The organism is Effusibacillus pohliae DSM 22757 (assembly GCF_000376225.1).
GTDB classification, from domain to species: Bacteria; Bacillota; Bacilli; order Tumebacillales; family Effusibacillaceae; genus Effusibacillus; species Effusibacillus pohliae.
The window spans coordinates 1-12,369 of record NZ_AQXL01000082.1 but is presented as its reverse complement, the minus strand read 5'-3'; the positions used below and the strand labels follow the sequence as shown (position 1 = coordinate 12,369).

At 44.5% G+C, this 12,369-nt stretch carries 8 protein-coding genes and 1 CRISPR repeat array; all 8 genes read right to left on the bottom strand.

Annotated elements, in window-relative coordinates:
- Window positions 1–124 precede the first annotated feature (124 nt).
- Window positions 125–3,234: a CRISPR direct-repeat array (repeat unit 29 nt; unit sequence CTTTAAATCCCACTACGTTCAGATAATCC).
- A 195-nt stretch (window positions 3,235–3,429) separates the two neighbouring features.
- The 8 genes from cas2 to cas6 are packed head-to-tail and all read right to left on the bottom strand — an operon-like array spanning window position 3,430 to window position 11,679.
- Window positions 3,430–3,690: a CRISPR-associated endonuclease Cas2 gene (cas2, locus tag C230_RS0102365; protein ID WP_026174088.1), complete on the bottom strand. Its 261-nt coding sequence runs from the start codon at window positions 3,688–3,690 to the stop codon at window positions 3,430–3,432.
- A 1-nt stretch (window position 3,691) separates the two neighbouring features.
- Window positions 3,692–4,675 carry a type I-B CRISPR-associated endonuclease Cas1b gene (gene cas1b, locus C230_RS0102360; RefSeq protein WP_018130452.1) on the bottom strand — a complete coding sequence of 328 codons (984 nt, stop codon included), beginning with the start codon at window positions 4,673–4,675 and terminating at the stop codon, window positions 3,692–3,694.
- Window positions 4,665–5,174, bottom strand: a complete 510-nt coding sequence (gene cas4, locus C230_RS0102355; RefSeq protein WP_018130451.1) for a CRISPR-associated protein Cas4 — start codon at window positions 5,172–5,174, stop codon at window positions 4,665–4,667. The genes cas1b and cas4 overlap by 11 nt, the downstream gene beginning before the upstream one ends.
- Window positions 5,175–5,189: 15 nt before the next feature.
- Entirely contained in the window at window positions 5,190–7,448 is a 2,259-nt protein-coding gene (locus C230_RS0102350; protein WP_018130450.1) for a CRISPR-associated helicase/endonuclease Cas3, read from the bottom strand.
- A gap of 3 nt (window positions 7,449–7,451) precedes the next feature.
- A complete protein-coding gene (gene cas5b / locus C230_RS0102345) occupies window positions 7,452–8,156 on the bottom strand; it encodes a type I-B CRISPR-associated protein Cas5b (RefSeq protein ID WP_018130449.1) in 705 nt (234 codons plus the stop codon).
- Between the two features lie 5 nt (window positions 8,157–8,161).
- Window positions 8,162–9,049: a type I-B CRISPR-associated protein Cas7/Cst2/DevR gene (gene cas7i, locus C230_RS0102340; protein WP_018130448.1), complete on the bottom strand. Its 888-nt coding sequence runs from the start codon at window positions 9,047–9,049 to the stop codon at window positions 8,162–8,164.
- Window positions 9,050–9,094: 45 nt separating this feature from the next.
- A complete protein-coding gene (locus C230_RS0102335; RefSeq protein ID WP_018130447.1) occupies window positions 9,095–10,939 on the bottom strand; it encodes a hypothetical protein in 1,845 nt (614 codons plus the stop codon).
- Between the two features lie 8 nt (window positions 10,940–10,947).
- A complete protein-coding gene (cas6, locus tag C230_RS0102330) occupies window positions 10,948–11,679 on the bottom strand; it encodes a CRISPR-associated endoribonuclease Cas6 (protein WP_018130446.1) in 732 nt (243 codons plus the stop codon).
- Between the last annotated feature and the right edge of the window lie 690 nt (window positions 11,680–12,369).

Here is a 12,369-nt window from a genome sequence, read left to right as displayed (position 1 = left end):
GATCCCAAATATTCACTTTTCGTCAAATATTATCCTCAAGCGCTTCGTTCGTGAAAGATAAAAACATGCGTAATGGCGAGAAAAACGAAGAAAACATTAATTCTTTGAGGGAGGTTCTTACTAACTTTAAATCCCACTACGTTCAGATAATCCAGACGGCCGAAGCGGAAGCAGCCGTCACAGTAGAAGCTTTAAATCCCACTACGTTCAGATAATCCTCGATTAGCCGACCGCCTAAATGCCGCACCTTGATCTCTTTAAATCCCACTACGTTCAGATAATCCGCGCTTCATGAAAGACGCGCATCGGGTGACGGTTCACTCTTTAAATCCCACTACGTTCAGATAATCCGTCACCATCTTCATTGTCTTCCACCCGCACATCAAGCTTTAAATCCCACTACGTTCAGATAATCCTGCGGCGACGCTGCGCGACCGTTGACGGCGATCCAGCTTTAAATCCCACTACGTTCAGATAATCCACTGGTTCCCGGGCTAAATGACGGAATTGTGAAACACACTTTAAATCCCACTACGTTCAGATAATCCCGAAGAGTCCTGTTTTTAAAATAGTCTCTGAAACAACTTTAAATCCCACTACGTTCAGATAATCCGCTGGACTCCGAGTTTTTTTCTTCGGGGAGACTCTCTTTAAATCCCACTACGTTCAGATAATCCGGGCGAAAGCAACCTGCCGTGCTCGAGCACAGCAATATCCTTTAAATCCCACTACGTTCAGATAATCCAAAAGTTTACTACGGTGGTGCGCATCTTGGTTGTCACTCTTTAAATCCCACTACGTTCAGATAATCCGTCGGTGCTCTCGCGGCTTACGCTGGAGCGGTTGTCTCTTTAAATCCCACTACGTTTAGATAATCCGTCTCTAAGTAGGGGCACTACTAGGGGGGTTAAGCGCTTTAAATCCCACTACGTTCAGATAATCCGGTTCCGCCTTTCGGGGGTTGTCGTTTTGTTCTCACTTTAAATCCCACTACGTTCAGATAATCCTTCCGTGAGGAATTCACCAGAGCAAAGCCAACATTCTTTAAATCCCACTACGTTCAGATAATCCCTCAAGCTCGCGCAGGAGTTCGGACGCTCGCTTCAACTTTAAATCCCACTACGTTCAGATAATCCTTTGATTCTATGGGTAACGCACAAAAAGCATTGGTTACTTTAAATCCCACTACGTTCAGATAATCCCAGCGCGCCAATCAGCGAGACAACCAGCGTGTAGTAGTCTTTAAATCCCACTACGTTCAGATAATCCCCACAAAGGACTACTTTCGATCTTGGCTTTGACTGACTTTAAATCCCACTACGTTCAGATAATCCGCTTGTCGGTCTCCTTCTCATACCACTGTTGAATCCGCCTTTAAATCCCACTACGTTCAGATAATCCTTGACAAGGTGCTCGCGGTATTCAGGTGTTCAAGTGCTTTAAATCCCACTACGTTCAGATAATCCAAAACGTGATCGAAAGCGTCAACTCATACACCTCCTCTTTAAATCCCACTACGTTCAGATAATCCGGGGAAATCCAACCAGAGGAACCCGGCGAAGCAGCCTATCTTTAAATCCCACTACGTTCAGATAATCCGGGATGGCTGTATATCTTAGCCGGTCGCCCATCGGTCTTTAAATCCCACTACGTTCAGATAATCCTCCCGCAGTTTCCGGTCGACCGCTATCCAGTCATCGCTTTAAATCCCACTACGTTCAGATAATCCTAAGCTCCTGCCGATCCCCCCAACTCAAATAGTCTGTCTTTAAATCCCACTACGTTCAGATAATCCCTTCTCGGCTCCCGAGCTGCCCAGGGCGACGTTGCTGCTTTAAATCCCACTACGTTCAGATAATCCTCCATAGCCAGGAGGGGGAACAAATACATGCTTGACTTTAAATCCCACTACGTTCAGATAATCCCGGGCGTCGTAAGCGACGGGGATAACGCGGCAGAAATCTTTAAATCCCACTACGTTCAGATAATCCGGAGCCGTTGAAGTCGGTGCTCTTGCCGCTTATGCCTTTAAATCCCACTACGTTCAGATAATCCCTACCCCTTTGTTGTGCGCGAAAAGAAGTGGATTACTTCTTTAAATCCCACTACGTTCAGATAATCCGCAATATGTCATCGACGTGGTAAAGCGCCTTGGAAGGCCTTTAAATCCCACTACGTTCAGATAATCCACTGCGCCTGATAAATTTAGGGGATTGCTCGATTCGACTTTAAATCCCACTACGTTCAGATAATCCGACGTGCAAATACGTGTCCGCAGTGATCTTGACACCTTTAAATCCCACTACGTTCAGATAATCCGAATTGCAGGAAGCGATCGCCGGACTGGCGGGCATATCTTTAAATCCCACTACGTTCAGATAATCCAGCGCGGTTTATTGATCCTGCACCGCCGGAAGAAGTTCTTTAAATCCCACTACGTTCAGATAATCCCAATTCTTTTACGACACAAGCTTTGATTTTCGGGCTTTCTTTAAATCCCACTACGTTCAGATAATCCTGCATTTGCAGAGTTGGAGCGTCTGGCCCGGGAGTCTTTAAATCCCACTACGTTCAGATAATCCTGAGCAGTCGTGTTTCTTTCGGGATCGCCAACCATCTTTAAATCCCACTACGTTCAGATAATCCGGTTGCAGATTATCCAGATTCTGTAGGGTATTCAGCTTTAAATCCCACTACGTTCAGATAATCCCCAGATAGATTTCTACCAGTCGCGCGTCCTCTGCAACTTTAAATCCCACTACGTTCAGATAATCCGAGCTAGCGATGGCGGACGAGCGAGTACGGCAGACGTCTTTAAATCCCACTACGTTCAGATAATCCGCAGCCTGATACAAGCCGTCTACAGCATTAGTTGACTTTAAATCCCACTACGTTCAGATAATCCGTCTGGAGGAGATATACGAAATGCAGTACCACATCCAACTTTAAATCCCACTACGTTCAGATAATCCTCAAAACGTGAAGCGGGCACAAAGGAGGATGGGGTAACTTTAAATCCCACTACGTTCAGATAATCCACGCACTCAAAGACATGTGTGACCGGCATTTCAACGCTTTAAATCCCACTACGTTCAGATAATCCGACTGGGTTCAGGCAACTTTTCAAACTGTTTCGGATCTTTAAATCCCACTACGTTCAGATAATCCAGGAAAAAAAACAAGCGCAATCACAAGGACCACGCTTCTTTAAATCCCACTACGTTCAGATAATCCCCTATTTCATGGTATCAAAAAAACCTTGATCTATCAAGGGAAAAAGGTGACTCCCCTTGTTGAACAACGAGCGAAAAATGCATCGAACCGGTGATGTGGAATTTGGATACTGCCCAAAAAAACTGTTCCTTCTTACAGTCTCAAGGGATTCCGGTATTCATCCAGAAAAGGCGCGCGATGCAGAACTTCAAAATATTAGAAAAAAGTATGATCAAATGACCGATCTTGACCGATCACATCCTTTTGCAGATGATTGGGATTCTCCACCTTATAAATATAAATCGAGTCTTCATCGGACAAGATCTTCTGCAATTCATTCAAGCATTTGGTTAGCTTCCCTTTCTGGATTTCGCCTTCAAATACGGAATTTTGCGTCCAATCCAAGTACTCTCGAAGTTTTTTGCATACTTTTCCAACCCTCTTCTCCCCTACATCGTAAGTAATAATAACAAACATATCACCACCACGCTTTAAAAGGTTTATACACTTCGTCGCCAATGAAATGTTTAATCAGTTTGTAAGCTTCCAAGCGAATCAAGTAGCGATAAGAAACTTGACGGTTTAATTTACGATGTTTAATCGTAGTTTTCATTTTTTCATCAAATGCAGCCAAAAATCTTTTTCGTCCTTCCGAATTCAACAAGACAGCCCCATCCTTGGATTCAAAATGCTTTTCCTGGATCCTGCGATTATTCAACAGGGTAAAAACAAGCGAATCGATAATCAAAGGCTTGAAAATCTCAGCTATATCCAGACTTAGCGAAAAACGTCGCGAAGAAGGTTCATGCAAAAAGCTTACGGTAGGATCAAGTACCGTTTTATAAATTTCAGATATGATCGTTGTATACATCAGGCTGTTTCCAAACGAGATCAGCGCATTAACCGGATCTTTGGGAGGTTGTTTACTGCGAGAATGCCATTCCATTCCGTTCTTCAACAATTGTCCAAACGCATCATAGTATACCTGTCTGCAGTGTCCTTCGGCTCCCATTAACTCCGGAATAGTACGGGCTGATTCCACCCGATCGAGCATCGACAGAATTGTATCCGAGTAAGCCGTATCATTGCTGCCGTTCCTGCGAATATTTCGTAACATATGATGAATGCCAGCCAGAACGAATGACTTGGCCAGATACATCCGTTTTTCCGGGTCAAGGACATGTGCGCTTTGCTGTACTACGGTGAAACCGGATACTTTGGGATTTCTCGGACAAAAGGTTCCGTCATAATATCCATAGTAGTTGTAGACGTGAAAACAGATCTGATGTTGAGATAGCAAATGGAGCAGAGATGTATTGAAATCCACCTGCCCCAGAAAATGAATGCTGTTTGTCTGTTCAACGGGGATCGGACGCTTTTCTCCTTTTTCGTCTTCAAAATAGAGCGTATTGTCTTTTCGTTTCATGCGACCGTTAGAAAGAATGAAAATATCACGATTCATCCTGATCCGCCTCCCCAGAAAAACAAAAGTCCTTATAAGCGCATTTACTACAGTAGGGCAATTTTTGAAAAGGAGGGATATTCCCCTCCAGAATAGTCTGTATGTTTGCCAGGGCTTTACGCACTTCTTGTTCACCGTCATCATCCAGATGAACTTCAACCGTCTCTTTTTCTTTTGTGTAACTGAGCAGTCCTGTCTTGCGGATCCCCTTTTGTTTTAAAATATACAAATAATAAAGCATCTGTAAACGATCCGCTTTTTTCATTTTGCTGGTCAGTTTAATTTCCCGAAGCACATCCCCATCTTGCCGGTCAATTCTCACGAATGCTTCCAGCTCTACGTCTTTATCCATTTTGGGATATGCATGTTCGTGAAGAATTTTTCCCTCGATCACACGTTCATGCCCATCGTTTTCAAATCGGATTCCTTTGTGGAACAGCCATAATTTGCGTTTACAAATGGCGTAATAATGAACTTCCACACCACGTACGTTTTCCATTGAATCATCCCTTCTTCACATGATATCCGTTCCTCGCTTGTACACCAATCCGCTTCCCTGTAAAGTTTGTTCATCAAATTCGTATTTCGCATCCGAATCCATGATCCAGCTCAAGTATTCCAGGCCTATGGTTTCCAATGGAATGAGAGCGACGTTTCTATAATTCAACGTCTTCTCGTTCAGGGAGACTGACATTTTTTCGATCTCCTGTCTCCATTTTCGGCGCCGCTTTTTGTCCGTTTCCCGTTCCAATCGGTGCACCCATTCCTCTACTTCGTTACGGAACTTCCATGGAATCACTTCCAGGGTCCGGATGTTCCGCAACATCTCCTGCGCCTCTTGCGATTTCGTTTCGAAAAAGAGCTGGTTATCGAACAAGCGAATGGCGTCATCGAATTTCTGTAAAAACGAAGTGCCTCTTAGACTTTTCCTGCTGTAAAGAAGTTCGACCAGCTTCATTTTTTCCGATTCCAACAAAATATGATCTTGAAAAGGCTGTATCGACTCCTGACTCATCTCCACTAATTTCGCATCGTACACCGTCCCCATTCCTGACGGATTCCAAGTAAAGATATGTACATTCGGTTCTTCTTCCGAATACGGACGAATCCGATAACAGCGGCCCATTCGCTGGAACAGACTGTCCAAGGGACACATTTCCGTATACAGTTCGTCAAAATCCACATCCAAGGACGCTTCCACGATCTGTGTCGTGACCCAAATGCCCGTTTCCACCTCACCGTCTGTTTGGTGCCACCCTGATCCTGCAAACTGCGTTACTCGTTGCTCCAACATCGATTTGTGTTTTTTGATGAAACGGGCATGCAGCAGCCAAACCGGGATCTGCTCACCGGTTCGTTCACATTCTGTCTGTAATTGCTTGTAAACGCGAATGGCCTGATCCACCGTGTTACAGATGACCAAAATCTTTTTGTTCTTGCCTTTTTGTATGATGGAATCGGTGACATCCAGAATTTCTGACGAATACGTATGAATCCGGTGGCGCTTCAAATCATCGTTAGGAAAAGAAGCGTGCACCCACTGATCTTCCGGAATGATTCCACGTGAACAGAGAGTTTCCAAATACAATTTCGGTAGCGTAGCAGTCATCACCATAAATTTCCCGCCGATCTTGACAATCATTTCAAGCGCCTTGACCAGCATCGCAGCAATATTGGGATCATAGGCCTGAATTTCGTCAATAACCAGTTTGGAATAAGCGAAGGTCGCAAGTTCTTTTTCAAAACCTTTATACAGAAAAGGGAACTTCAACACTTGATCGATAGTGGTTAACGTCACTTTTTGGGAAAGCTGTCGGGAGACTTCATAAGTCTCTTCTCCATCGATCTCCGCTTTTTCGCTCAGGTAGTCAAAGCTACTGGAATGCAGAAGCCCTACATGCTGCAAACCGATCTTGTCCCGATCGGATAACCGATCATACATCGCATTCAAGCTTACCCGTAAGGGTAGAGTAATAAACGCTTTCTGCTCCCCAATCCACAGCAAGGCCGACTCTGTTTTTCCTATCCCGGTGGAAGCTACCATAATCACATTCCGATCAGCGTGCTGTATCGCGAAATGTTGGGCAGGCCGCAGTTCAAACCTCGACAAAAATCGTCTTGTTTTTTCACCGGCATTTTCCTCCGCGCCTGTTTCCACATCGACATGGGCAGAAGCTGCATGATCCAGACGATGAAGCAAACCTTTCAACAGCACATGCTTCTTGAAAAATTCCGGATTCCCGTGCAATGCAGCTGCATATTTCGATTTTCTATCTTTTTCCAACCAATCCAACAATCGTTCGGAAGCTTCCTCCGGCTGATAGGGTAGTTCCATGTCCTCAAACAATGCTTGAATCGTTTCTTTTGAAACGGTTTGTTTCACATATTCCTGGATATCACGGCTGTTAGGAAGCACATTCCTTTCATGGTGATAACCGATAGCTGCGACCAATAGTCTCCACTCATCTTTAGTAAAACTCAGTTGTTTATAGGGGATAAGCGCGACCGATACATAGTTATGGGGGATTTCATCCCGAGGAGATAAACAGCAGGGGAGAGGTTCCTCTCCCCGAAACTTGCGGATTTTGTTCTGAAACAGAACATTAGCTTTCCCGATATCATGAAATAAAACGGCCGTTTTCAACAGCTTCCAAAACGTGTCATCGTTCGTGATTTTGTGACCGTACGTCTTTTGGAGCAGATTCAGGCCGTCCAGCAATTGAGCGCTATGTTCCTTAATGGTTTCTCCGGGGTGGGATTTGGCATAAAACATGCGTTACTCCTCCATTTCCTTCGGAAAAATCACCGGATATCCATCGGGATCAAAGAAATTGTCCGGATCCTCAATCCATTCTCCCGCCTGAACGTACCTCACTTTGATTTTTTTCCATTGACGGATCCCCTGAATGATTTCGTATTTCCAATTGAGGCGGTAGGGGACACCGGACAATTCCTGATCATCAGACACAGGCCAGTAAATGGGCAGTAAGGTCATCATCCATTCTCTATCCGTTTTCCGCACTTCTACCATCCGACATTCATCCACCCTCACCAAATCTTCCCATCTACCGAGACTGAAGGAAACGCCGTTCTCTATTCCCTGTTGCAGTCGCAGTAAAATTTCCTGTTCCGCCTTTACATGAATGACAAGTTGTACATTCAGCAACAGGTGCACATAGATCGGCATGGCGGTAATATCGGAATAAACAAAATCCAACGCCAGTCCGTCAGTAATCAGAGGAAAATCAGTCGTTTTACTTTTTTTGAAAAAATAATGCTTCTGGTAGTCTACTATTCGGCTTTCATAACTCCCCTGAATACAGATTTGCATGGGAATGTAGTGATCCGCCTGCAAAATCTGATGCAGCATCCCTTTGACGGTGGAGTAGGGGGGGAGAGGATATGTTTCACCCACTTTAAAAGCAGCTGGCTTTTTATAACACGCCGTCTCCTGAAACAATTTCAAACGGAGCACTTCCATAGCATTTACTCCCCTATGGCCAGCCTGACTTCCTGTTTGGCTTTCGCAAAAAACTCTTCGACAGAGAGTACACGTCCAGGAAATGCTTCGCTTAATTCCTCCTGATTGGCGATCCAGCCGCTGACGATACCCATCATCGTTGATTCAAGGATCGTTTTCCCATTCCAGGTGATCTGCATCGCATCCTTCAATAACGAAAGGTCTAGATTCCAACCATGCTCAGAATGAACTAGCTTGACGCGCCCCATGAAAAACGGGTTGGATACTTCATAGACGCCTCCGATTGCAAATAACGGGGATAAATTTTCCCTGCGCCCCTTGATATCCCGGTAAAGCAGTTTCAGAATATCAAGCAACTGGGTCACTCTCAGAACACGCTCCTCCACAGGAAGGACAATTTCTCCATCGATTCCAACTTTGTGCAAATCAACCGTCAGATTATATACATAATAACTTTGATGCTGTTCCAGATTCGCCAGATTTGGCGTTTCTCCAATCCGTTCGGCGAGCCCCATATTATTCAAAAACTCCATGTCGCTTTTGTAAGGTTCCAGTGACAAAGCATGGCTGAGCCTGGCGACAGCAGCTCTTTTCTTCGATTTGCTGCCCGTTTTCAAATATCCGAACAGGTCCATTTCCACGGAGTCCTTAATCGTCACATCTTCTTTAAACTGAATAACCGACTTCGACTTATCCACCGTATCCAGATTCCAGCCAAAACATTCGTTTCCGATCCGCACGATGTCATAACGCAAGCTTTGACGGGAAGCGAAGGTGTAGACATCACCGTTTCCCCGATGGAATTTTTTCAATTCGGAAATATTTGCTGTTCCCTCGCCGTAATTCAATGAATTGGCCTGAAACACAACCGTTAAGGTTAAAGATTTTGCCATCGTGATTTCTCCTTCCTAATTTTCGAATAATATACGAATCCATGTTTACCCGTTTATCGATTGAACGGGCTGCTGTTCCGACTGTTCCGCCTGATCGTCCACCGTATTGTTCTTGTCTGACAACAGTCCCGTGATAAAGGCACCCGATAATGAAGCAAAATCGATTTTTTCCTCATGCAGGACATTCAGCAACAGTGAAGGTACTGGCAACTTCACCTGCAAATAAAGCCGGATGACAGTATCGAGAAACTGCTGCTTGTTTCCGGCCTTTACGGCGTTCAACAGACGGTGGGCAATACCAGCTGCCCGTTTCTCTCCACCGGATACATATTCGGTTCGCTCGGAGAGGTCATCTGACAAGTTCTTCAGTTTTTCCCGAACTTGTCTCCCTTCCATAAAAGCAGCGTAGATAAAACTTGACTGTTTCATAGTTCTCCCTTCTTTCAGACAATTAATTTTCCATCTTTCCCGCAAGGCATTATAGATTGATTGCGGGTTTGCTTTTCCACGAATCGCTTTCTGCAAATGAAGCCAAATGGTTTGAATCGGGTCGACACTCTCCATCACAAGTTGCAAAAACGGATCACGCAATGACCGATCCCAAATTGTATGCAGTTTGTTCACGTCATCCCGCTCGAAATAATCCAGCATGTGGCGTGGTATATGATAATAGTGCATCACCGTTTTCTTGTTGTCATATTCCGAATAGAACTCGAGAATCTGGATATCGGGCTTGCTTTCCTGCTTCGCTTTATGCCGCTCTCGCTTGACGAGCTTCGGGATTAAACTCTCGAAAGATTCGTTCTGTTCCAGGTTGCGCAGAGCTTCATTAGCTTTGTACATCAGACCGGGGGAACCATCTTGGAAAACAAAACTGTAGTAAGTCTCGAATTGATCCTTATATACTTTTGTAAAAGGAGTAAGTCCAATGGGACTGATAAACAACACAAAGCGAATCCAAGACGAAATGGGTGTCGGATGATTCACCAGATCCCACGAAAAATTACAGGCGTTTCCACTGCTTAATCCCAAAGGAACAAATATTTTTTCCTCGAATAAATCCGTGGCGAGCCAATTCTCCTCAAAGGTACACCGCAATTGCTCTCGAAAGTAGGATTCCAACTCGTCGGGCCTCCGTTTCTTTAACTCTCTGCTCCAACGTCTATGTATCGACTGATTGGACTGACCAAGATGCTGCAAAACGGCCTGGTATTTTTCGGATGCCGGAACGTTTCTGTACAACAACTCATGAAAACGGAGATCAAAGAGCAGCGGTTGTATGTAATCCTCTGTCATTTTATCGATGTGCTGCTGCAAGTTAAAGTGGCTCATCGTTTTCTGGAGAAAAGAGACTTGTCCAAAGAAGTTTTTTAGTACCACCGACCGGATAAAGTTAAAAGTTAGCTTTTCTTCAAACATGTCCGTTTTCAGTAATTCAAGGTATTTGTCCCGCCATCCAGTGAGACCCGTCTTGGCCTCTTCAACGGACAATCTCTTTACATTTTCCAGGCATTCCTGCATCAGCTTGTACGGTTCGGTATCGGAAAAATATTTGGAAAGTTTATTCAGGTTCTGGTTGATAGAATCTTTCAATTTATCTACTTGCTCTTTAACCGTGTGGTACTTGAAATTCCCAATTTCGCAAAGTCTCTTTTCTTCCCGTTTGAATATCGAATAGTGATCCAGCAAGAAGCGGAAATACCATTCGGGAATCTGAGTTAAGACAGATGGATCCACAAGCAAGTGATCCTCGTTCATCTGAATGGGAGAAGACGGATGATGGAGATTCGGAACCGTCCCCAGATTCCGGTGTGCCCACTCTTGCAACCGGAGCAACCCGATTCCACCCATTGCGGTCACATAGTCATCCATGTGAAGCTTGAGTTGCATCTACCGACTCACTCGCTTTCCACCTGAATATATCCAAAACCTTGACCGGTACGCAAGCCGCAGCCTACATCGACCAGCCATTGCAAATCTGACGGATCGCCTTCAAGCATAAAGCGTCCTTGATAGGCGGTGAAAAATAAATAATCGCTGGAAACTCTTTGTTCCTCTCTGGCTTTCAGATACGAATCGTTCAATTCTTTGATTACCACTTTTTTAGTCGAAACTGGCGTGATTTTGACGAAACTTTTCAGAGATTGTCCGCGAAGCGACTGCGAAATTCGGTTCGAAATGGCCAGAAACTGATCATTGTAAGCAGGATCGTGGGGTGATAGCGGCTGGTGACGCTCGTTTTCAATCAGAATTGGGCTCAGCGTTCGAACCAAGATACGCGAAGAATGAACCTTCTGTTCATTGCCAAACCGAATTGATCCTCGATGGAACAGATACTGTTTGTACCGGAATTGCGTTGTTTTTTGCAATCCATTCAGGAACGGAATGATGAACTGATAATCCGGTGACGTGATATGAAGATCAAAACCGGACAGGCTGATTTCCGTCTCTTGAAATCGGAAATCATGTAAATATACAGAAAATGCATAAGGCTTGGGACGATTGGTTTGAAAATAGGACTTGTATAGTCCCGAATCTCCTTTTTTCAGGCATTCTTTGATGATACTGAGTACACCCAACCGGTATGCGAACGGTAATTTATCCGTCTTGAAACAAGCAGTGATTCTCATCTCAACACCCCCTCTAAAATAATATAAATAATAAATAACACCAGTTAAAATCAGTATAGACGCATGTCCAAACCAATGTCAACACTTGGTAATGCAATGATTGCCATTGCGCGTTGAGCACTATTTTTGTCTTGTGTGCTACAAAAACCTTTAGTAGTGGCAGTGATGCCTTCGGGCGATTCTAAATCAGAGCAATTCGCTAACTATCAGTTTGTACTTTACTGTAATTCACCCATATGGCAACTTTACGAAAACATCTCCCGATACGCGGTTGAGTCTGACGATTAACCGCTCCCCAAAATCCATCTTTAATTCTGATTATCTTCACCAGTGTGACAGATCCTGTCAGGGAACAAATGTTTGTCTAATAAAATTTTGTCTTAGGTATACTCGTGTACCGTCGGGTCAAGTCCGGATTTTTGTGTAAATTCTTTTTGGGTTGGAGTTTCTCTGTCCATGGCTTTGCCCAGGCTGAATTGAACCGCATCAGGAGAGATTCGTCAAGGAGAGCACTTGACCAACCTCTCCTGATGCGGTATGTCGTTTGCTACGGGCAAAGCCGCATTTTGCATGAATGTCTCATGCCTGGAATTCTTCTGGATGCGCCCCGGCCTGTCGGTTGAGCCACTTGTTGTATGGATCTACCTCCAGGTACTTTTTGCCCGTGCTCCACTTTTCGTCTTGGCTGAG

Excerpts from the sequence above, each read along its gene's own strand:
- C230_RS0102350 (WP_018130450.1), bottom strand. The coding sequence starts at position 7,448 with ATGTTTTATGCCAAATCCCACCCCGGAGAAACCATTAAGGAACATAGC.
- cas4 (WP_018130451.1), bottom strand. The coding sequence starts at position 5,174 with ATGGAAAACGTACGTGGTGTGGAAGTTCATTATTACGCCATTTGTAAA.
- cas5b (WP_018130449.1), bottom strand. The coding sequence starts at position 8,156 with ATGGAAGTGCTCCGTTTGAAATTGTTTCAGGAGACGGCGTGTTATAAA.
- C230_RS0102335 (WP_018130447.1), bottom strand. The coding sequence starts at position 10,939 with ATGCAACTCAAGCTTCACATGGATGACTATGTGACCGCAATGGGTGGA.
- cas6 (WP_018130446.1), bottom strand. The coding sequence starts at position 11,679 with ATGAGAATCACTGCTTGTTTCAAGACGGATAAATTACCGTTCGCATAC.
- cas7i (WP_018130448.1), bottom strand. The coding sequence starts at position 9,049 with ATGGCAAAATCTTTAACCTTAACGGTTGTGTTTCAGGCCAATTCATTG.
- cas2 (WP_026174088.1), bottom strand. The coding sequence starts at position 3,690 with ATGTTTGTTATTATTACTTACGATGTAGGGGAGAAGAGGGTTGGAAAA.
- cas1b (WP_018130452.1), bottom strand. The coding sequence starts at position 4,675 with ATGAATCGTGATATTTTCATTCTTTCTAACGGTCGCATGAAACGAAAA.